Raw genomic sequence first — 22,608 nt, forward strand, 5'->3', positions numbered from 1 at the left:
GTTGACATTTTAATGAATTAACCTACAGATTCAATTGGCTAAACATTGAATATATAGTCTCTTAAAATATTCTAGATAGGACCAAATCCACATTAATTAGAAGAATACTAAATACACCAGCAACAATAATAAACTTCAAAATATTATGAAGTATGAGATAGTGTGTTTTTGTTTTAGAAAGCCAAAGCAACAAAAGAAACACCACGAGCAACAAAATACAGGTATAGAAAAACAGGTACATATGGCCAATTTCAAATTTATACAGCACCAAATAGCTAGGAATAAGGGTTAGTAATGTTAATACTGTCAGCATAATTTTAGATGCTTTTTCGCCGTAAACAACGGGAATTGTATGGTAATTTTGAACCAAATCTCCTTTTATGTTTTCTAAATCTTTTGTCAATTCGCGCATAGAGATAATTAAAAACAAAAATGTAGCGTGTACAAAAATGACCGTTTCAAAATTCCGATAATAAATGAAAATGGCAAAAAATGGTGTAATAGTTAAAATGGCAGATGTTAGATTGCCAATAAAAGGTAATTTTTTAAGTTTATGCGAATACAACCAGATTCCAAAAATATAAAGCGAAAAGAAAATGACCGCTCTAAAGGACACATAGCTGGCCATGATGACGGCAATAAAATTTAATAAAAAGTAAAAGGAAAGCTTGGTATTTTGGCTTACTAATCTGTCAAGTTGAGACTTAATAGGTCTGTTTATTAAATCTTTTTCAGAATCGTAAAAACTATTGATAATATATCCACCGGCAATAGTTGCTGACGATGCTAGCACGAGCATAAATAAATTTAAGTCGAAAACAACTTCACGAAGCGGTAAATCATGAGCTAAAATATAAACAGCGGTTAAATATTGCGCAATGATTATAATGAGAATATTATACCCACGAATAACCGAAAACAGACTAAAAAATTTTAGTAAAATGTGTTTTTGCCTGCGAGAAAACATGTTTGAAAAATTTAGAAGTTGTAAACGACTTCTAATTTATAATCCGAAAGTGATTTTTTGGCTTGATCAATATCTTCAGTAAAACCTAAAATATAACCGCCTCCACCGGAGCCACAAAGTTTTAAGTAATACTCATTGGTTTCAATGCCTTTTTGCCACAGCTCATGAAATTGCAATGGAATCATTGGTTTAAAATGATTCAACACAACTTTTGATAATTGCTTGGTGTTTTTGAAAAGTGATTTTACATCTCCCTTCAAAAAATCGTCTACGCAAGCATCGGTATGTTTTATGAATTGATTTTTAAGCATATTACGGAAACCTTCCTGCTTCATATTCTCCATAAAAATACGTACCATGGGAGCCGTTTCGCCAACCACACCACTATCTAATAAAAAAACGGCACCTTTACCATCAGCCGTTTGCGACGGAATTCCAGTAGCTTCAATATTATCTTTAGAGTTGATAAGGATTGGAATACTTAAATAACTATTTAACGGATCGAGACCCGAAGACTTACCATGGAAAAACGATTCCATTTCAGAAAAAATAGTTTTTAATTGAATGAGTTTTTCACGTGTTAAATTTTCTAAAACCGTGATTTTATTTTGTGCATACTGATCATAAAGTGCAGCTACTAAAGCACCACTGCTACCAACGCCGTACCCTTGCGGAATGGACGAATCAAAATACATGCCTGCTTCCACATCTGCTTTTAAAGTTGCTATATCAAAAGTGACTAATTCTGGATTAATTTGCTCTAAATAATCAGCAAAACGTTTTAAACTTAAATTAGATTTAATAGAGGATTCTGTGGGGTTTTCGGCCACCTTTAAAGCACCATTATAAAAATTATATGGTATAGATAAACCTTTGGAATCTTTAATGATTCCATACTCTCCGAAGAGCAATATTTTTGAGTAAAAAAGGGGTCCTTTCATAAATTAGTATTCAGTTATCAGCATTCAGTATACAGAAACCGTATAACAAAGATACGTAATAAAATTATATTTGAGTAGCACCAAAACCAATTTGGTCTGAAATAAAATGCTGGTTTTGGCAATATGTAACAAGCTCGTTCTTAATAAATTCTAGAATTGGAACAGCATCGCGTTTAGGGTATAACACATGTACATTTGCTCCAGCATCTAATGTAAAACTAATTGGTAAACCCGTTTTTTCACGGAAATCCCAGATGGCATTTATTACTTTTAAGGTATTAGGCTTCATTAAAATAAAGTACGGCATACTTGTCATCATCATTGCATGAAGCGTTAATGCCTCACTCTCAACCAAACCAATGAATGCGTCCAAATCGCCTGATTCCAAAATGATTTTCATTTTTTCTAGATTATCATGTGCTTGCTGAAAGCGATTTTGCGCATACGGATGATCATACATTAAATTGTGGCCAACCGTACTACTTACCTGCTTTTCGCCTTTGTCAACGAGTAAAATAGTGTCTTGATACTCTTTAAATATATCGTGAACTGGATACGGGTATTTTGTTCCAAATAAATTGCTACTTCCTTCCACGACGTTCGTTTCTCCCCAAACAATTACATCGCCTTCAATACTTCGGCAAGCGGAACCTGATCCTAAACGTGCCAAAAATGATGCTTTTTGGTTAAAGTATTTTTCATCATAAGAACTCTCATCTACGTTCAAGGTGACATCTTTTTCAATAATTTGTTTTTCAACACTCATTAAACACAAGGCCAAAGCACTCATACCAGATGCAGACGAAGCAATTCCCGAACTGTGTGGAAAAGTGTTTTTGGTTTCAATAATAAAATGATAATCTTTTAAAAATGGCAAATACTGCTCCACGCGTTCAAAAAAGGTTTGAATTTTTGGCTTAAAATCTTCTTTTTTGTTACCCTCTAAAAATACATCAAATGAAAAAGTATCATTGGTATCTTTCGCTTTAAACGAAAGCGTGGTAATAGTTTTGCAATTACTTAATGTAAAACTGATAGAAGGGTTTTCAGGAATTTGATTTTTACGTTTTCCCCAATATTTAATTAAAGCAATATTACTAGGTGATTCCCAAGCAACTTGACCGTTTGGACGTGTTTCTGAAAAATTTTCCGGAATGAAATGTTGTTCTGTCATCGACTCATTTTATGCTGACAAAGATAATAACTTTAGCATTGTGTTATAGTTTCTAGCGGTTGCAAATGTATTTAATTTTTGTTCGAAGAAACTTACATTGAATTTCGCCTGCCCAAAGCCTTTTTCGCAAAAAAAATAAATGCAGTCGTTTATAATTTCGTATTCTTCACCTTCATAGACTTTTTCTGAAGCTTCACGTACTAAATCAGCATCTGGTGTTTTATGAAGCATGATAAAATAACTGGCTTTCTTTTTTTCTTCGGAAAAGGGACTCGAATTAAAAATACGTTCTAAATCATGACGTGTTTTCACTAAAACTGATACCTCAAATCCAAATTGTTTTAAAATAGCCGCAGTAATATCCGGTTCTATTTCTGCTATATCGTTGGCTGCCGATTCTAAAATAACATTCCCACTTTGAATATAGGTTTTAACGTTTTTATACCCAGATTTAGTTAATAAATCCCGTAAATCAGCCATCGGGATTTTTTTATGTCCACCAACGTTAATCCCTTTTAAAAGCAAGACAAAAGTTGTCATTTAATAGTCTTGTTTTAGATTTAAAAATCTATAAACTAAAATACCATCTGGTTTTTGCACATAATGAATGGAATAATTGAATTTCTGTAAAGACACCGCACGAACGTGCTTATAACGAATTTGAAAAGCATAGGGAAATTCTAATATTAAATCCATTTGTCTATTTACATCTGACCAAAACTCATTTTCGCAACCATTGAATTCCATAAAACATTTTGCTTTATGAAATTCTAGCCTTGCTTCTTCAGTAAACTCAACAGTTTTAACGTCCATATTCTTTCTTTATCTCTTCCCAAGAATAGGTTTTAAGTGTTCCTTTTTCGTGACGTTCAATCATATCATCCATCATTTTTTTATATTCTCCTGATGGTTCGCTATAACGTAAAGCCGTATCTTCTATCATATATTCCAGATAATTTTTCAAGGAACGCTTTTCAAGTTTTGCCTGCTTTTCAAGAATAGCAATGGCTTTATCGTCTAGTTCAATTAATTTTTTTGTCTTTCCCATGATATATAGATTCTATATACTAAATATATAAAAAATATATCGAATCTATATAGATTTCGCTACAATAAAAGCGCCAGTCCAGGCATTCTGGAAATTAAAACCACCAGTGACCGCATCAATATTAAGAACTTCCCCTGCAAAATAGAGGTTTTTATGAAGGCGACTTTCAAAAGTTTTGAAGTTAATTTCTTTTAAATTAATCCCTCCAGCTGTTACAAATTCATCTTTAAACGTACTTTTTCCTGTAACCTGAAAAATAGCGCTGGTCAATTGATTACTCAAATCTTCCAATTGTTGCTTGTTTAATTCTGCCCAACGATCAGCTTCCGAAATTCCTGCAGCCAAAACCAGTTTTCGCCATAAGCGTTTTGGCAAATCCAATTGTGCGGCTTTATAAACGGTTTTTTTAGCAAACTGTTGTTTGAGTTCTTTTAAATGATTCAAACAATCATCAAAAGATTGCTTGATAAAATTAATCTCAATTTTAAAATTATAATTGCGTTTCGCTAATTCCAAAGCACCAAAAGCAGATAATTTTAAGATAGCTGGCGCACTCATTCCAACATGGGTAATTAGCAAAGGCCCTTCGGAATGTAAATCTGTTCCAACAACAGAAACACCTACGTCTAGCGCTACAACGCCTGGAATATCCCGGATTCGTTCATCTTGAATATCAAAGGTAAATAAAGATGGAACGGGCTGCACAACAGTATGTCCTAATCCTTCCACTAACTTCCAAAACTTGACAGAACTACCTGTTGCTATAAGTAGTTTATCTGCTTGATAGGTTTCATCTTTTGTTGAAACGATGAAACCTTTAGAATTATTTTGAACGGCAATTGCCGTAACATTCTGACTATACTGCACGTTAATTTTTAGTTTCTGGACTTCATTTAGGAAACAATCAATAATAGTTTGAGATGAGTTTGAAACGGGAAACATGCGACCATCGTCTTCAATTTTCAATTCCACGCCTCGTTTCTCAAACCAGGCAATCGTATCACCTGTCATGAATTGGTGGAAGGGTCCTAATAATTCTTTTTCACCTCGTGGGTAGTTCTGTGTTAATTCTGCCGGAATAAATTCGGCATGGGTAACATTGCAACGGCCTCCTCCAGAAATTTTCACCTTTTGTAAACCTTCTTTAGCTTTCTCCAAAATGGTGATAGATAGTTCTGGGTTCAATTCCGCCATATTAATGGCTGCAAAAAACCCCGCAGCTCCACCTCCAATAATAAGTACATCTTGTTGTTTCATATTTTATCTGGCACATCTGAAATAATACCATTAACACCATAATCTTTCATACGTAGATTAGTATCGGCATCATTTACCGTCCAGGTGTTAACTTCAAAACCTCTATTTTGAGCCAGCTTCACATTATCTTTTGTTAATAAAGCATAATTAGGATGAATAATTTTAGCCTTAATAGTTTCAGCAAATTCTATTGCTTCGGTAACACTGGCTTTTGTTAAAACGGCTAGTGGTATATTTTTATTGGTTTGAAATACGGCTTCTAATTCAGCATGCTGAAAACTAGACACAATAAAATCAGCATATTTCCAACCATAATTCCGAACATAATTATCAACCATTTCACAGGTTTTAATGGCTGTGTTTTTTCCTTTTAATTCAATATTTAAAATGCATTTTTTATCAATTAAATTTAATACATCTTCTAAAGTCGGAACTTGAAATCCACCGTTGACTGTTAGGTTTTTTAAGGCTTCTAGAGTTTGTTTGCCAACTTCACCAGTTCCATTTGTCATTCTATCTAATGTGAAATCATGAAAAACAACTAATTCACCAGAAGCGCACAGATGCACATCTATTTCAATGCCATCCACATTAAAACCCAGTGCTTTTTCAATGGATTCTATAGTGTTTTCCGCTAGATAACCTTTAGCGCCTCGATGACCAAAAACACGGGTTGAAGCATTCTGCATATTCAAAATTTTTAGTGTCAGTTTATGTTTGTAAATTTATGGTAAAATAAACAGGATTTGAAAATTAAAACCACGCTTACACTATTTGCATCCATATTTATAGCTTGCCAAAACGGAAATCCGAAAGTCATTGCTAATTTACCTAGCAGTTTACCAGAGATTTCTGCCATTGAAAAAACGACGAATTCCGATTTGTTTTGGGTAATCCAAGATGCTGGAAATAACAACCATATATATGGATTAGATGAAAAAGGCAGCATTAAAGCGGATATTATTGTTGAAAATGCAAATAATCGGGATTGGGAAGATTTGACTTCCGATAAAAAAGGCAACCTTTATATTGGCGATTTTGGAAACAATAATAAAGACAAAACCACTTTTTCCATTTTAAAAATAACGAATCCACAAGCTAATATAAAAAGTACCAAAGCAGAATTTATTCGGTTTAGTTTGCCAAAGGATGTAAAACCCAAAGATTTTGAAGCTTTTTTTCTACACAACGATTATTTTTATGTGTTTAGTAAAGAATCGAAAAAATTTAGAACCTTAAAAATCCCCAATCGTATTGGGAATCATGAAGCCGAACTGATTTCTGAATTTAATTTGAAAGGCAAAAACAATAAAATTACCTCTGCCGCTATGAGCCAAGATAGCAAACGTATGTATTTACTAAATCATGATAAAGTATGGGAGATTTCAGATTTTGAAAATGACCATTTTTTTGAAGGAAAAGTAATAAGCATCCCATTTGATCATAACACTCAAAAAGAAGGCGTTTTTGAAATTAATAACACACTTTATATTACCGATGAGTTCAAGAAAAATGAGGGTGGAAACCTATATGAGTTAACTTTAGATTAAGATTTCTTAATTGGACGCATTAAACCTTCTTGTGCAACAGAGGCTACTAAAACGCCATCACGCGTAAAGATATTTCCTTTAGCAAAACCTCTAGCGTTTCCTGTGCTTGGTGTTTCTAGCGAAAATAATAACCAATCATTCAAATCAAATTCACGGAAAAACCACATGGAATGATCTAAACTGGCGGTTAATAAGTTTCCCCAATGCGCTTTACTGGCATGTGGTTGTAGTGCCACAGACAAAATATTATAATCTGAAATATACGTCAGAATTTGTTGCTTAATTGCTAATTCCATATCGCCTACATCTCCTTTTAACTTAAACCATACATCGGCAAATGCCGGCAAATCTTTTCTATCTAAAGGGTTCGGGAGATAGGTTGGTTTGAACTCAACAGGACGCGGGATTTCTAAAAACGCTTTGGTTTTAGAGGGCAACATGCTCCCATATTCATTTAAAATATCGGTCCAACTCATCAGTTCTTCCGGTTGCTTCATATCCGGTTTCATTTCTATTTGATGCGAATATCCTTCTTCTGTTTTATGAAATGAAGCGGATAAAATAAAAATAGTTTGATTATTCTGACTAGCCGTTACACGACGTACTGAAAAACTGCCTCCATCACGCATAATACTCACATCATAATGAATAGGGTAATCCAAATGGCCAGCTTCTAAAAAATAGGCATGTAGAGAGTGTAAAACACGATTATTATGAATAGTTCTATAAGCAGCATTCAGTGCTTGAGCCAAAACTTGGCCTCCAAAAACATTGGGACTTCCTACGGACTCGCTTACGCCTTCAAACTGATTTTCTTCAAGGTGTTTTAATTCAAGGATTTCTAATAAGCTATCTACAGAATTCATAATTATATTTTTTTACAAGGTATTATTTATAGACGCTTTTATAAAAATAAAGCCAAACAAATTTTATAAAACTCTTAAAAATTTAATCCCAATGCGAAAGCAAACCGTAAGCCATCATCACTGTTAAACAAGGACACATTCCCTGTAAATACTTCAGCGGCCATTATTAATAAACCACCACCATAGGAGTTATGCCATTTTTTTGAAGGATCATCTTTAAGCCAAACACGACCATAATCCACACCAGAATAAACACCTAGGTTAATTGGTAAAATTCCTGTTTTTATTTTGCTAAACATATACCGCAAATCGGTTAATTGGTAGTAAGAGTTTTTTCCTGTAAACCGCTGATTTCTATAACCACGAAGTCCATCACTAGCACCAATTGAAGCCGCTTGATAAAATTCATAATTATCTCCCAATGTTATATGACCTTTTAATTTAGTTGCTAAAACCAGCTTTCCTGTTGGTTCTAATTTATAATTAAAACTAATGTCTGGAATAATATAACCCATGCTAGTAGATTCATCCAAATTAGTACGAAAACCCAATTTTAAATTCGTTTCAAAACCAATAGATGGATACGCCTTATTATTCCTGTTTTCGAAATGGTAGGACGTAAAAGCACCAATAAAGGAATTACTGTTTTCTATTAAACTTGATAAATAATAATCGTTAATGAATCTCCCCTTAGTTTCCTCCACTTCTATGGTTTCATAGGCCAATCCTAATTTAAAAACACCATCCAAATAGCCTTTATAAATTAAGGAAGGTGCAAAACGCAAGGTTCGTAATTTTACACGATTATAATCTTTATTAAAAATAGCGTCGTTATCAGCATTTGGATTTATGGTTTCATTACCATAGCCAAAGAAATTAACACTGTAATTTGGACTTGTAAAAATAACATCAACTCCTAAATTGAAATCATTAATTATGTTTGCAAATTCACCGCTATATGATAAATCAAAACCATTAGTTGCGAAATAATAAGCTGCTGATAATTTATGTTGCGAGGTAAACGGATTTCGATTAAAGCCGTAAACTGTATAGGTGTCTTTAACGCCTAGTTTAACACCATCATCTGGGTTGTAACCAATAATTGGAATAACCTGATTGGCGTTATATTTTAATTTCAGATAGTTATAGGTGTTGATATCATAGTTATTGGTCAAATGCTTCTTGCCTTTGGTTGTTTTGAAGGTGTTCTCTTTCGACTTATAATCATAAAAATGCGTTTTCTTGCCATTTTCAATATTATAAATATCATTGTTTTGCCCACCAACTAATCGCAATTTAATAAGCTTATTTCCCTCGCCATGAACGTGTAGTACGTCGTCATCATCTAATGCGTAAATCCATATCTCTTTTGTTTCGTTCTTACTATAAGTACGCTTATGGAATATATCAGCTTTTTCACCTTTCTTTATACGATATGCCGTAACAGACGTTTTGCCATTTGGTAAACGCTCAATATCAAAATAATCATCTTTATCGGTACCTTTTATAATTGCAAATTTATTGACATGTGCATAATAGGTGTCTGAAATTTCTTGTAGATTAACACGTCTAGCGCGTAATTTGCTTTTAATATCCTCAATGGTTTCCCCTTGTAATTCTTGAGGTATATTTGTGAAAGCTTCTTCAATAACGGCATCCGTTAATTGGGATGTTATTATATTTACCTGCTCATCCCAAACTGATTTATCGGATTGACTGATTAATGACACATCCAATGGGTATGGTTCCAAATTAAACCATTTTGGACTGCGTAAATTGTCTTCATAACCTTGTAATAATCTTGCAGTAGGAATAATTCTAGATCCAATGCCCAGTAAAAAGCCATCATTCATATTGGAAAAAGCTTGATCGCGATCTCGTGGCACTGGTACATATACTGTTTTGCCATTCTTTTGGGTTGTTGCCCAACGCCATTGATCATGATGTCTATCCCAATCGCCAATGAGCATATCGAAAATACGCGCACGCACGTATGCAGGTTCATCGATAACAATATCTTCATCTGAACGAATTTCTGCTAGCATATCATCCGTACCTATAAGTTCATTAGAAAATGCAAAACTTTTCTGATAGCCATGATCATCACCTGCATGTTCTTCAATCATATATATTTCATCACCAAATGTATCATTATAAGGCTCAATTGCTTTTTGATGTGGCACATAATACAAAACAGGATTAGTATGCATAACCCCAATAGCATCAGACAAAGTCGCGGTTACAAATGGGGCATAGGGATGAGATCCTGTAAAAACGTGAAGTATTAATTCTTCAGCTACCGTATTATCAAATTGCCCCTCAACATATTGATCCTTAAATGCGAATGCTTGTATATAATTTAACGCGTTTTTACGTAAACCACGCATCACAAATTCGCGTCCTGTTGAATCTGCGAGTCTCAAGGAATTTGACTGTGTTCCACCACCTTTCCTAACCGGTTTTAAGCCACCATAAAGGGTATCTAACAGGACCGTTTTTACTTGAATAGCTGTACTAAAATCCTGCGAGTAGCGTTCTCCCCAAAGAAATTTATAAAAATTACTTTTCTCTGTTTCCTCATCCGTGTAAATAGATGCTTGAATGGTTTGAGGTATGTTTGCTGCATAATTGCGTGGTTCTTGTTTTTGAACTGGATACACATCTTTAGAAAACAAAACGGTTTCTGTTCTAGCTTCTATAAACCGAACTTGACTTGAGCCGTCTTTAAACACATCCAAACGGGCATATCCTGGTTCGCTGGACGACAACAAACCGCTACCAACATTTCTGGTAGCCGTAGATTTAGAACCGGACCCACTAATTATTTGTGTTAAATTATCCTGGACTAAATACTGTAAATTATGATCATGACCAGCCACAAAAATAACATGGTCATTTTCCTGTGCTAATGTTATTATGCGCTTTCTAAACTCGTTATAACGCTTATTCTGGATATCTTCAGGACTTACACCTGTAGTTTTTCTCAAAATATTTTTTAGGGTTCCTAAAATTGGAAAGGGCTTCATGTGTTCCATAAAACTATATTGTCCGCCATGTGGTCCATTTGTAAAAACAGGGTGATGCATAGCAACAATGGTCGTTTTACCTCGCGCTTTTTTTATGCGGCTTTCAAACTCATCTAAAAAAGCTTCACGAGTTTTTATATCGCATTTATCATTTATGGTTGGATGTTTATCCCAATTAGCCATATACCATTTGGCATCCACATAAATTAATTCAATATTATCGGTTATTGTTTCGTTTTCAATGGGACAACCATTTTCAGGTTGGAATGAGTTTTTTCCTAAAGCATCATCAATATAATCCTCTTGACGTTCCAAACCTTTTAAACCATCTGAATACCAATCGTGATTTCCTGGTAAAAAAACCGTTTTGCCTTTAAAGTTTTTTACGGCATCTATTTGTACATCCAATTGGTGTTTAGCAAATGCATAACCATCAGCTGATTTTTCTGGTAAACCACTTGGGTAAATATTATCACCTAAAAAAAAGGCAGAACTATTGGCGCTTGCTTTGTTCAATGCAGACTCAAAGGCTTTTAACGCTACTGTTTTGGTACCCATTGGTGAATTTCCGGCATCACCTATTAAATAAAACGTATGTTCAATAGGGTTTTCAGATTCCGCAATGGGAACATAAGGTTCCCGATATTGGGTTTTAAACGTTGCACAACCGTACAAAGTCAATAAAAAAAGACAGCAAAAACCTATTTTGTAAAATGTATTCATAGAACCTCTAATATCTATATTTAAAAAACACGTTAGATTATTTCAGCCTTATTTTTCCCAAAGACTATCCGTAAAGTAATGTTTACAATCTAAAAAATGTTGTTTTGATTTAAATCCTGAAATTGTCGCTAATTTTTCAATTTCCGAAAGACTATATTTTTTGGATAATTCGGTCCAAATCAATTCATTTTGATTGAATTGGATCGTTTTATTAAGCTTTTTAAACAAAACTGTCTGTTCTTTTAAACTAACAATATAACTTTTTACACGACCTGTTTCTGGATTATAATAACAATAAAAATCGAAATCATCAATTTTAAAGTCCGCCTCTAATTCCCGATTCATCCTAATTAATAAGTTTAAATTGAAGCGTTTCGTGACACCCTCTTTATCATCATAAGCATTCTTAATGGTGATTGGATTTTTCTTTAAATCCATACCAATTAAAAGCTTATCACCCGAATTCATAACGTTGTTAAACAGCTTTAATAAATCTATAGCATCGTCCTTTAAGTAATTTCCAATATTACTTCCTAAAAACAGTAATAAATTGGGCGTGTTTCCCTGAAATTTTTCATTTAAAATTTCAAAATAATCACCTACTTGCGGCTGTATTGATAATTCCGGCAAACGTTCATGCAATTTTTCTGAAAGTATATCAATTGCTTCTTGTGAAATATCAATGGGAACATAGTTAAAAGCAATGTGCTCATTAACCAAATATTCTAATAGCTTGAAGGTTTTAAAACCATCACCAGCACCCAGTTCTATAATGTTAAACGGTTTATTAAACGCTACAGCATCAACAATTTGTTTGGCTTGGAGTGATAAAATTTCAAATTCAGAGTCGGTTAAATAGTAATCAGGCATATTCATTATTTCCTGAAAAATGCGACTACCATTCGTGTCATAAAAATATTTAGAAGACAGGTGTTTTTCTTTGGCCGTTAAACCTGCCACCACATCTTTTGCAAACGTTTCATTCATATTATTTTACAAGTCTAATTCCCGAAAATTGCCACCTCATGTCTGGATGGAAAAAATTCCGATACGTGTTTCTACTATGGTTTTTTACGGTTGCTACGGAAGCACCACGAAGTACCATTTGATTAATCATAAATTTACCATTATACTCGCCTAAAGCACCTGGCGCTTTACTAAAGTTTGGATACGGTAAATACGCACTATTGGTCCATTCCCATAATTGCCCGAAATCAATTTTTTGGGATGCTACTTCCCATTCAAATTCTGTCGGTAAGCGCATTTGTTTCCATTCGGCAAAGGCAAATGCTTCATAAAAACTAATATGGGTTACGGGTTTATTTTTATCTACAGGCACAAATCCATTTAAGGTATAATGAAACCAAACATCATCCACTTCATGCCAATATAATGGAGCTGTAATGTTATTTTCTTGAATAAAATCCCACCCTTCGGCATGCCATAAATTAAAATCCTGATATCCGCCGGCTTGTATAAACGCCAAAAACTCGCCATTACTGACCAATTGATTACTAATTTCAAAATCTTGGAGAAACACTTGGTGATTCCCTAGCTCATTATCATAACAAAACCCTTTGCCTTTGTGACCAATATTGTATAGTCCTTCGGAAATTTTAATGAATGCTGAATTTGAAGAAAGCGACTTTAATTCAATTTTATTTTTAATAGTTGGAAACGTGGGCTGATTTCCTAAAATATAGGTAATATCATAATAAAACAACTCTTGATGTTGCTGTTCATGGTTAATACCTAATTCAACAATATCTAATGCTTCTTGTGATGGATTATCATTTAGGAAAGCCAACATTTTCAAATCAACATAATCCCGATATTTATATACATCTTTTACTGAAGGACGCGTCATTAATCCACGGTTAGGACGTAAAACGCGTTTTCCTGCGTTGTTGTAATAACTGTTGAATAGGTATGCGAAATCTTCATCAAAAACCTGATAATTCTCAACAAATTTGCACAAAACAAACTGCTCAAAAAACCATGTTGAATGCGCTAAATGCCATTTTGGTGGTGACACAAAAACATCAGGTTGTACTGAATAGTCTTCAGTTTTTAGCGGTTTACAAATTTCTAAAAATCGGCTACGTGTGTATTGGAATTGCTCTTTTAAAGTCATCTTAAATAAGTTCTGTTTCTATAATTACTTCACTTTGCAAGGTTTTATGCACAGGACATTTTGAGGCAATTTCTTTTAATCGGTTCTTTTGATCTTCATCCAAATTACCTACAAATTTCAAACGTTTTTGCAAGTGATCTATGCGTTTTGGTTTTTCAATATCTAGCATTAAATCATCGCTATGTTTTTTTGAATAGGTAATATAAGCATAAACCTCTAGCAAATCCCATTTCTTTCGTTCGGCATATAATTTTAACGTCATCACTGTACAAGCCGCCAATCCCGCACTTAAATAATCGTATGGTGACGGTCCAAAATCATCTCCTCCTACAGATTCTGGTTCGTCCGCAATAAAACTGTGTCTTTTGGTTTGAATTGACGTTGTAAAATGGTCTTCCTCTAAATTTAAATGGGCAACTAATTGTTCTCCACCTGCATCTAACATGGTGTTTTCTTGAGGCTCAAAATAACGTTGCACCCAATGACCAATCATATTTCCTACATAAACGCTATCCCGCGAATTAGATAGCAAATGATCGGCGCCATCCAAACTAACAAAGCTTTTAGGATGGTGCGCATTATGATATAGTTTTTCGGCATTCTCTATTCCTACTGTTTTATCAAAAGGCGCATGCATGATAAGTATAGCTTTGCGTAATTTTTTTGTGATTTCTGGAAGATTGGTTTTACTAAAATCGTCCACAAACTCTTGGTTAATTTTAAATGGTCGTCCGCCAATATTTACCTCAACATCTCCTTTATCTTTAACCTCGTCCAACCCATGTGAAAACAATCTAGTAACATGACCCACGGTTGCTGGTGCGCCAATGGTTGCAACGGCTTTAATGTTGTCCAATTTTGAGGCAGCTGTAATAACGGCGGCACCACCCAATGAATGCCCAACCAATAAACTAGGTGCTTTATAATTTTCTTCTAAAAAGGTATTTACAGCCAACAAATCCGAAACATTAGCTGAAAAATGACTTTCAGCAAATTCGCCTTCACTTCTTCCTAATCCTGTAAAATCAAAACGCACCACGCCAAAATCATGATTGGTTAACGCCCGACTGATGTTTTTAACAGCGCTTAAGGTACTTGAGCAGGTAAAACAATGTGCAAAAACAGCGTAATTATTAGGTTTCTGATTAGCAGGCAACTCTAAATATGCTTGTAGTTTATGGCCTTTTTCATTCTGAATATTGAGTTTCGTGCTTTTCATCTGCTTATAAATGTTTTAATTTTTCCTGATCCGTATAGGTAGAAAATTGTTGCAAAAGCAACTTTAGTTTAGGGTTAATAAACGTTTCACAAAATGGTTTTTCAGGATTTTTTCGATAATAATTTTGAATGGCTTCTCGCGACGCTTTAAAATCTGAAAAAGGTAAAACCTGTGTTACCAATTTTTGGTCGAAATCCTGCTGAAAACTTTCAATGAGCATGGCTACTTCTAAATGTTGAGCCTCTGAAAACGTATATACAGCCGAACGATATTTGTTTCGCATGCTGTGATTTACCGTACTTTTGTGCGTTAACAAATGTATATTAATTAGTGTTTTTAAATTAACGCAATTGGAATTAAAATGGACTATAACGGCTTCTGAAAACGACTCATATTCGCCTATGGAAGCCACATACCCTTGCTCCACTTTTTCCACACCTTTTAAAGATTGAAAAACAGCTTCTGTGCACCAATGACAGCCACCTCCTAAAGCAATTTTAAAAATAGAACTCATGCATTAGTCTTTTACAACTTCCACACCTTTCCAAAAAGCCACGTGATTTTTAATGCCTTTGGCTAATGATGAAACTTCAGGATAAAACCAAGCAGCATCTACATTCTGCTTTCCATCAACTTCCAAGGTATAATAGGAGGCTTCGCCTTTCCAAGGACAGTTAGTATGGGTATTACTAGATTTAAAAAAATCTTTCTTAATGCTGTCGTGCGGGAAATAATGGTTGTTTTCAATTACAACAGTATTATCACTTTCGGCTAATATTTGATTGTTCCAAATGGCTTTCATAATTAATTTATTATCTGTTTATAGTGCTTTTTATATAAAACTATCACTGAATCGCTCAAAATGACAGGTATAACCATCTGGTTTACGAACCAAATAGTCTTGATGTTCCGGTTCTGCCGCCCAAAATTTTGAATACGGCTCTAATGTGGTTGCTACTTTACCTTCCCACTTATTAGAATCGTTTACAATTTTAATAATTTCTTCAGCTTGGACTTTTTCATCTTCATTTTGAAAAAATATAGCCGAACGGTAGCTAGACCCAATATCATTACCTTGTCTATCAACCGTTGTTGGATTGTGTATCCGGAAGAAATAGTCCAAGATGTGTTTAAAGGAGGTTTCATTCTCATCGTAGGTAATTTCAATACCTTCCGCATGACCTGGATGATTTTTATAAGTTGGATTATCATTTTCACCTCCAATGTAACCCACTTCTGTGTCTTTAATTCCCTTTTGGGTGCGAAATAAATCTTCCATTCCCCAGAAACAACCACCTGCTATATATGCTTTTTTATAATTGCTCATTGTATTGTATTATTAAATTAATCTATAATTATTTAAAAAATTAACCACCTTAATTTCCGGCATTTCACAAGGCTTTAGGTGCTCTTTTGTATTCGTAATATAATAATTTAAGCTGACAAAATCGTTACCATTTAAGGCTTCAGCATAAATTTTATAACTCTTCCCATTGTTAAAATCGGAACGTGTTACTCCGTATTTCACATTATTGAAAAACACTTCAGAATAACCAATGGGTAAATTTTGTATGCGCTTTAAAAGCATAAATATCCTTTCTTTTTAGATTAAGAGCTACAAGACAACATGGAACATCCCGCTTTATGTCTAGCCCAATCTGGTCGTTTTGCAAACCATTTTTCATTTTGTGGCTGTTCAGCATACGGTTGCTTGAGTAACTCAAACATCTCATTAATTAAACTATAATCACCTTTATCTGCTGCATCAATGGCCAATTGCGACATGTAGTTTCGCAACACATATTTTGGATTTACCGTATTCATCTGTTCCTTTCGTTCCGATTCAGATTTCAATTCTTTATGCAGTCTTGCAGCATAATGTGTGAACCATAAATTCCATTTTTGTCTGATGGCATCTGAAATATCTGTCGGATTATAAAATGAGTTGGCTACTACTTTTAAGCCGTCTAATGGGTTTTCTTTATTAAAATCACCTAAACTTCGAAAGAAAATAGTCATATCGGTTTCGGATAGTTGTAAATTATCTTCCAGTTCTTGAATGAGTTGGGCATCCAAATCAACTTCTATTACTAAACCTAATTTGTTCCGCATCATTTGTAGCGATTGCGTTTCAAAATCAATTTTGTATTGATTAAGTATCGCTTCTAAAGCTTCAGCATCTTCAATTAATGGAAAAAGAGCATTAGCTAATTGGTATAAATTCCACAGCCCAATATTTGGCTGATTGCCATATCTATAGCGTTTATGTTGACTATCTGTTGTGTTTGGCGTCCATCCAAAATTGAAATCCTCCAACCAACCGAAAGGTCCATAATCTATTGTTAAACCCAAAATGGACATGTTATCCGTATTCATAACACCATGTACAAAACCGACACGTTGCCAATGAATAATCATTTGTAAGGTTCGTTGTGAAACTTCAGAAAAAAACTGAATATAGGTGTCTTTTGATGGTTTCCCTAAATGTGAAAAATGATGATTGATGGTATAATCTACCAAGGTTTTCAATGTTTCTACATCTTGTCTTGCTGCTAAAATTTCATAACTGCCAAAACGTAAAAAGCTTGGAGAAACTCTTGAAACAATCGCACCTTTTTCATAAGCTGCATTGCCATCATACATCATATCCCGCAACACGGCATCTCCCGACAAGGCTAAAGTAAGCGCTCTGGTAGTTGGCACACCTAAATGATGCATGGCTTCGCTACACAAATATTCCCGAATAGATGAACGCAATACAGCCAAGCCATCAGCCGTTCTGGAATACGGTGTTTCTCCAGCACCTTTTAATTGTACTACCCAACTTTTGTTATTATGTTGGACTTCAAATAAATTAATAGCGCGACCATCACCCAACTGTCCTGCCCAATTTCCAAACTGATGGCCACCATAACACATAGCATACGGCTTGGTGTTTTCTAATACGGTATTACCTGTAAAAACCTTTAAAAATGAATCTGATTGACTATCGGCTTCCGGTAAACCTAAATTATCTAACATCTCTGGAGATACATGAAGCATTTTCGGATTTGCGGTTTGTTTCGGTTTTACATACGAAAAACATGCTTTAGTAACCTGCCTTCTCGTGTTTTCTATAATAGGATCTGCGGGTAGTTCTTTATTGAAGCTATCGTTAATATTGAGTTTTATTTGTTTAGCCATTTTAATAAGTCCTTGTCTTTTGGGTTTCGCAATCGTTTTTCATCAATTAAAATTGTGGGGAAATGCAAATTTCCATTTGGGTATAAGTTACGTAATTCTTGTGCAAAGTTGTCATTCATTAGCACATCATGAAACGTAAATTTAAGATTTCGGGACTCAAAAAAATTCTGATAATAAATTGTTTTATGGCAGTTTTCACTACCAAATAAAGTGATGGTTTTCACTGTTTTTCCTTTCTCTATTTTATGTATTTGTTTCTAAAACCAACGATTCTGAGTTTACACAATAACGCAAGCCGCTTGGTTCTGGTCCATCAGGAAATACGTGACCTAAATGCGCATCGCAGGTATTGCACATGACCTCGACACGCACCATGCCGAAGGTAGAATCCTTTTCATATTTAATAGCATTTTCCTCTATAGGCTGGGTAAAACTTGGCCACCCAGAACTAGAATCAAATTTAATTGTTGAATCAAACAAAGGTGTGTTACAGCAAACACAATTGTATTTTCCAGCCTCATACACACTACAAAGCGCTCCGGTTCCAGCCATTTCTGTTCCTTTTTTACGGGTAATTCTGAATTGCTCGTCGGTTAAAATTTCACGCCATTCGGCTTCTGTTTTTTCAACACGACGGTCTGGTGTTGGATTTCCATTCACACTAAAACTGATAACCTCTTTCCACGTTAACATAAGCTTGTACTTTCTTTAATTGATAAAATAGTTCATTTTTGTTTAATCCGTGTAAAATAAAAACTCCGACAAAACATCGAAGTAAAACATATAAACAAGAAATTTATTTGTCGCAGTATTATCTTATTCCTTACAAAATACAATTAGCCTTAAATTATAGTAATTTTTTAGTAATTTGTACGTCTAAAGTATCTTGAATTAAACTTATGACAAATATTGTAGAAAAAGCTGAAGCCTATGTTTTTGATTTATTTAAAGATGAATTAGATTCTTCTTTCTTATATCATAATTTAAAACACACAAAACGGGTTTTGAAAAGTCTTCGAGAAATTATAGCACATACTGATATTTCTGAAAAAGATGCCGAAATGCTCCAATTATCTGCCATTTTTCATGATACAGGCTATACCAAAACCATTGATGATCATGAACAAGAAAGCGTTAAAATTGCCCAAGCATTTTTAACTAAAAATCATGTAGATCCAGAAACAATCGGTGCCATAAGCAACTGCATTTTAGCAACACAATTTGAGTGTGTACCAAAAACTCTTCACGAAAAAATTATGCGTGATGCCGATTCCTCTCATTTTGGCAAGGATTACTTTAATGAGACGAGTGAGTTTCTACGTAAGGAATTGGAAATTCAAGGTGTTGTCAATTTTTCGGCTAGCGAGTGGTTGGATGAAAACATCAAAATGCTTTCTGAAAAACATGAATTCCTCACGGATTATGCCATTAAAAATTGGCAAGAACAGAAAGACAAAAACCTTTCAGATCTGATTAGTTCAAAAAATAAGTTTAATAAGAAATTAAAAAAAGAGAAACTTAAAGCAAAATACAAAGCGCAATATAAAAACGAAAGTCCCGAGCGTGGTATCCAAACGTTTTATCGTGTTGCTTTACGGAACCACATAAAATTAAGTGATATTGCGGACACGAAAGCCAATATTTTATTATCGGTAAATGCCATTATTTTATCGTTGATTATTTCTAACCTATTTTCAAAATTGGACAATCCGTCCAATGCCTATTTAATAATTCCCACTATGGTATTCGTGGTGTTTAGCGTCACCTCTATTATCCTATCAGTTATTGCTACTAGGCCAAATGTTACACGTGGCGAATTCACCAAAGAGGATGTTGCCGAGAAACGGGTTAATTTAACCTTTTTTGGAAACTTTCATAAAATGAAATTAGAAGAATTTGAATGGGCTATAGATGAGTTATTAAAGGACAAGAATTACGTATACAGCTCTTTAACTAAAGATCTTTACTACCTTGGGAAGGTTCTAGATAGAAAGTATCGTATTTTAAGAATTACTTATTCGATCTTTATGATTGGTATTATAATTTCTGTTTTAGCATTTGCTATTTCATTTAAAATGCAAAATTTTAATTTTCTATAACATCCATTAAGTCATTGTAAGTATAGTAGTTTGTACTATCCGTTTTATTGTTACGATATAAAATGCTAACGCGAATAGCCTTCAAACCTGTTACACCTTGTAAGTCCTGTAATTCTAAAACCTCCAAATCTGTATCGAGCATATTTTTAGATTGAAAAAACCGAACATACTGTAAGTATTCCTCCTCATCGTCCTGCTGCGAATACACAATACTTAACTTCCCTTTTTCGGTAACCCGTTCTTCGGTACCTTTTATAAAAGCTTTATCCACACGTTTTTTAACAACTTCGTAACGTGCATTATAAGTACCATCTACATCAAACTGTTTTTCGTCCATGCGGAAACGGATAGACAACGGTTGATTAAAAACCAAAATCATTGAAGCCATATCCAATTTTAAAGGATATAAGTCCTGATTGCTATAAAACGCGTTTTCCATATCACACATAACTTGAATTTGCCAAAGTCTTAAATTATAGAGATAAATAAGACTAAAACTATCTTCTCGTGTAATGGATTCACCGATATACATATTGTGTTCTACTCCATCTGTTTTATAGCGTTCAAAAAAATGAGGGTATATTTTTTGCGCCTCCACTTGTCTATCATCTATAATTGTGGACATGTTTTTATTAATTAAACTAATGGTTTCATCATAGTTCTTTCTGTGCGTGTACAACACTTTTAGGTCCTTATCAATTTGCTCAAAATAATTATCAACTTCTGGCACTAAATTGGCGTTTGTTTTCCTTATAAGATTTAGCATTGATGAAACTTCATTTTTTAAAAACAATGAAATAACATGTTCACTATCCACTTTAAAAGCTTTTTTAACTTGCGTTAGAAAGGCGTTGATTTGAAAAGCCACCTGATCATAAACTGGCATATTTAAATCTGTATTCGCTTTATCTATAATGGCTTTTGCTAATTCTAACTGATCAGTCAAGTCTTTTTGTGTTGCCAAATTTCTGGCTTCAGATGACCCTTTAACATCAATTTGCCCAAATAATGGATAAACGTTTTCAAACGCAATTTCTCTAAAGGGAATGTTTTTATTTTGAAGTATATTTTCTTTAATAAATGCTTGCGCTGCTTGTTTAAAACGCCAATGAACGCTTTTATGAATAGATGTACATTCCTGTTGAATAACGGCTTCTATTAAATTTTCCTGATCCGTTTTACTACGCTCCACCGTTGCAACAATGTATGGCATAACATCTTCCAACTTATTTGCATTAATGCTGTTTAAAGCTTTTGGCTGATTAGAAACTAATTCTAAAATCCCCATCAAGCCGTCTTTATTTGCAATAGGCGCAAAAATGGCACTTTTAAATCCTTGTTCATATAACATTTTTATATGAGGAACTTTTCCTTGCGTTAAATGAAAGGTCTTTTCAACATTAGATACAGCAACATGCTTGTTCTCTTCCAGTAATTTTTTATAAGACGATTTGCACAACATATCTGCACAATTACCCATAGGATTATCATTTAATAGAAAACTGTGCATACCTTCACCGTATACACGCTCAAAGATGCCTTCATCTTTATTGTAAACCGAAAATCCGACCTTGATATCTGTAATTTTTAAAAACGATTGAAATATAGATTGAAGATCTTTAATAAAATTTTTATCCTGTCGTTTGTTTTCTGCTATTAGATTAGATTTGATTTCGGAAATGGCAAAATCATCAGTAACATCAAATATATTAGAGATTACAAATCCTTTTAGCGTATATCCATTTTCAGGAAATAGTTTTTTCCAAAGTGTAATATCATCAAAATTATCCAGAAGTGAATCAATATCCTCTTGTGTAATGTTTGGTGCGTTACTCGATTTTATGACTTCCGTAAAATCAGCATTATAAAGGATTTTATAAAAACGAATAATGCCATTTTTATCCGGTATTTCATAATGAAATGGCCTCCTAAAATTAAAATCGTAACCGTAATAAGTATTCAAAATAATAGTACATGCCATGATGTATTTATCATCATCCGGCATGTTTTTAATTTCAAGTTTAAAATCCTTACCTGCAGCAGCTACAATACTTTTAAAGCGCTCTGAAAGATTAAAAATAGCATCGTTAAACGGTGCCGTCGCTGCTTTAATTTCGTTTTTTGTGAGTAAGGGATTAAAAGTGTCTTGAAGAATTTCAGCAATTTGTGTTTCTCGTTTTTTAATTAGAGACATATCCGAAAAACCAGCTTTCAATTCCGGGTACATTTCCGCAATTTTAAGAACAGATTTGGCTTTTTCCACCATCCATACATTTTCACTCTGAGCCAATAGTTCATATTGATCAAAGAGCTTATGAAAACTGATAAGCAATTTTATAGGTGAACTAGTGTTGTTACGGAGTGCCATGCCAAAATATTTATTCAAAAATACAAATATTCTTCTTGGTCGAAAAATAGATC

23 protein-coding genes are annotated in these 22,608 nt (G+C 34.1%); 2 read left to right on the plus strand and 21 right to left on the minus strand.

The genetic code is table 11. The annotated features are described in order from the left end of the window. Window positions 1-61: 61 nt before the first annotated feature. The 8 genes from GMA17_RS10825 to GMA17_RS10860 all read right to left on the minus strand — a co-directional run bounded on the left by GMA17_RS10825 (window position 62) and on the right by GMA17_RS10860 (window position 6,076). Window positions 62-967, minus strand: a complete 906-nt coding sequence (locus GMA17_RS10825; RefSeq protein WP_248395965.1) for a geranylgeranylglycerol-phosphate geranylgeranyltransferase — start codon at window positions 965-967, stop codon at window positions 62-64. A gap of 11 nt (window positions 968-978) precedes the next feature. Beyond that, complete coding sequence (locus GMA17_RS10830; RefSeq protein ID WP_248395967.1) at window positions 979-1,908, minus strand: mevalonate kinase; 930 nt, start codon at window positions 1,906-1,908, stop codon at window positions 979-981. Between the two features lie 64 nt (window positions 1,909-1,972). Further along, window positions 1,973-3,082 carry a diphosphomevalonate/mevalonate 3,5-bisphosphate decarboxylase family protein gene (locus GMA17_RS10835; protein ID WP_248395969.1) on the minus strand — a complete coding sequence of 370 codons (1,110 nt, stop codon included), beginning with the start codon at window positions 3,080-3,082 and terminating at the stop codon, window positions 1,973-1,975. Between the two features lie 9 nt (window positions 3,083-3,091). Then, window positions 3,092-3,622, minus strand: a complete 531-nt coding sequence (locus GMA17_RS10840) for a DUF1697 domain-containing protein (RefSeq protein ID WP_248395972.1) — start codon at window positions 3,620-3,622, stop codon at window positions 3,092-3,094. After that, window positions 3,623-3,895, minus strand: a complete 273-nt coding sequence (locus GMA17_RS10845; RefSeq protein ID WP_248395975.1) for a hypothetical protein — start codon at window positions 3,893-3,895, stop codon at window positions 3,623-3,625. Then, the gene (locus GMA17_RS10850; RefSeq protein WP_248395979.1) at window positions 3,885-4,130 is read right to left on the minus strand and encodes a hypothetical protein; all 246 of its coding nucleotides are present in this window, start codon (window positions 4,128-4,130) and stop codon (window positions 3,885-3,887) included. The genes GMA17_RS10845 and GMA17_RS10850 overlap by 11 nt, the downstream gene beginning before the upstream one ends. A 45-nt stretch (window positions 4,131-4,175) precedes the next feature. Then, window positions 4,176-5,387 carry an NAD(P)/FAD-dependent oxidoreductase gene (locus GMA17_RS10855; RefSeq protein ID WP_248395981.1) on the minus strand — a complete coding sequence of 404 codons (1,212 nt, stop codon included), beginning with the start codon at window positions 5,385-5,387 and terminating at the stop codon, window positions 4,176-4,178. Beyond that, a complete protein-coding gene (locus tag GMA17_RS10860; RefSeq protein ID WP_248395984.1) occupies window positions 5,384-6,076 on the minus strand; it encodes a glycerophosphodiester phosphodiesterase family protein in 693 nt (230 codons plus the stop codon). The genes GMA17_RS10855 and GMA17_RS10860 overlap by 4 nt, the downstream gene beginning before the upstream one ends. Before the next feature lie 57 nt (window positions 6,077-6,133). On the opposite strand from GMA17_RS10860, the gene GMA17_RS10865 reads away from it, so the two are divergent. Continuing rightward, a complete protein-coding gene (locus GMA17_RS10865; RefSeq protein ID WP_248395987.1) occupies window positions 6,134-6,937 on the plus strand; it encodes a hypothetical protein in 804 nt (267 codons plus the stop codon). Here the strand turns inward: GMA17_RS10865 and GMA17_RS10870 are convergent. The 12 genes from GMA17_RS10870 to msrB all read right to left on the minus strand — a co-directional run bounded on the left by GMA17_RS10870 (window position 6,934) and on the right by msrB (window position 18,781). Further along, window positions 6,934-7,803: an acyl-CoA thioesterase II gene (locus GMA17_RS10870; protein ID WP_248395989.1), complete on the minus strand. Its 870-nt coding sequence runs from the start codon at window positions 7,801-7,803 to the stop codon at window positions 6,934-6,936. The genes GMA17_RS10865 and GMA17_RS10870 overlap by 4 nt on opposite strands. A gap of 74 nt (window positions 7,804-7,877) precedes the next feature. Continuing rightward, complete coding sequence (locus tag GMA17_RS10875) at window positions 7,878-11,552, minus strand: metallophosphoesterase (RefSeq protein ID WP_248395991.1); 3,675 nt, start codon at window positions 11,550-11,552, stop codon at window positions 7,878-7,880. 48 nt (window positions 11,553-11,600) lie between these two features. Beyond that, window positions 11,601-12,539 (minus strand): L-histidine N(alpha)-methyltransferase, encoded by a 939-nt coding sequence (locus GMA17_RS10880; RefSeq protein WP_248395993.1) that lies wholly within the window; start codon window positions 12,537-12,539, stop codon window positions 11,601-11,603. A 1-nt stretch (window position 12,540) separates the two neighbouring features. After that, window positions 12,541-13,686 (minus strand): ergothioneine biosynthesis protein EgtB, encoded by a 1,146-nt coding sequence (gene egtB, locus GMA17_RS10885; protein ID WP_248395996.1) that lies wholly within the window; start codon window positions 13,684-13,686, stop codon window positions 12,541-12,543. Window position 13,687: 1 nt separating this feature from the next. Next, complete coding sequence (locus tag GMA17_RS10890) at window positions 13,688-14,905, minus strand: bifunctional alpha/beta hydrolase/OsmC family protein (protein WP_248396000.1); 1,218 nt, start codon at window positions 14,903-14,905, stop codon at window positions 13,688-13,690. A 4-nt stretch (window positions 14,906-14,909) separates the two neighbouring features. Continuing rightward, window positions 14,910-15,419: a peptide-methionine (S)-S-oxide reductase gene (locus tag GMA17_RS10895; protein WP_248396003.1), complete on the minus strand. Its 510-nt coding sequence runs from the start codon at window positions 15,417-15,419 to the stop codon at window positions 14,910-14,912. A 3-nt stretch (window positions 15,420-15,422) separates the two neighbouring features. Further along, window positions 15,423-15,707, minus strand: a complete 285-nt coding sequence (locus tag GMA17_RS10900; protein ID WP_248396006.1) for a DUF427 domain-containing protein — start codon at window positions 15,705-15,707, stop codon at window positions 15,423-15,425. Between the two features lie 30 nt (window positions 15,708-15,737). Beyond that, entirely contained in the window at window positions 15,738-16,232 is a 495-nt protein-coding gene (gene msrA, locus GMA17_RS10905) for a peptide-methionine (S)-S-oxide reductase MsrA (RefSeq protein WP_248396009.1), read from the minus strand. Window positions 16,233-16,244: 12 nt separating this feature from the next. Continuing rightward, entirely contained in the window at window positions 16,245-16,493 is a 249-nt protein-coding gene (locus GMA17_RS10910) for a peptide methionine sulfoxide reductase (RefSeq protein WP_248396011.1), read from the minus strand. Between the two features lie 20 nt (window positions 16,494-16,513). Beyond that, on the minus strand, window positions 16,514-18,088 hold the full coding sequence (locus tag GMA17_RS10915) for a YdiU family protein (RefSeq protein WP_248396013.1): 1,575 nt from the start codon (window positions 18,086-18,088) through the stop codon (window positions 16,514-16,516). Next, window positions 18,073-18,312: a glutaredoxin gene (locus GMA17_RS10920; protein ID WP_248396015.1), complete on the minus strand. Its 240-nt coding sequence runs from the start codon at window positions 18,310-18,312 to the stop codon at window positions 18,073-18,075. Before GMA17_RS10920 ends, GMA17_RS10915 begins: the two co-directional genes overlap by 16 nt. 19 nt (window positions 18,313-18,331) lie before the next feature. Beyond that, a complete protein-coding gene (gene msrB, locus GMA17_RS10925; RefSeq protein ID WP_248396018.1) occupies window positions 18,332-18,781 on the minus strand; it encodes a peptide-methionine (R)-S-oxide reductase MsrB in 450 nt (149 codons plus the stop codon). Between the two features lie 206 nt (window positions 18,782-18,987). Here msrB and GMA17_RS10930 point away from each other — a divergent pair, with 206 nt between their 5' ends. Then, entirely contained in the window at window positions 18,988-20,187 is a 1,200-nt protein-coding gene (locus tag GMA17_RS10930) for a Pycsar system effector family protein (protein WP_248396022.1), read from the plus strand. Here GMA17_RS10930 and GMA17_RS10935 read toward each other — a convergent pair. Next, on the minus strand, window positions 20,174-22,555 hold the full coding sequence (locus GMA17_RS10935; protein ID WP_248396024.1) for a GAF domain-containing protein: 2,382 nt from the start codon (window positions 22,553-22,555) through the stop codon (window positions 20,174-20,176). The genes GMA17_RS10930 and GMA17_RS10935 overlap by 14 nt on opposite strands. Window positions 22,556-22,608 lie beyond the last annotated feature (53 nt).

The sequence above is a fragment of the Bizionia sp. M204 genome, assembly GCF_023205095.1.
Classification (GTDB): Bacteria; Bacteroidota; Bacteroidia; order Flavobacteriales; family Flavobacteriaceae; genus Algorimicrobium; species Algorimicrobium hallyeonense.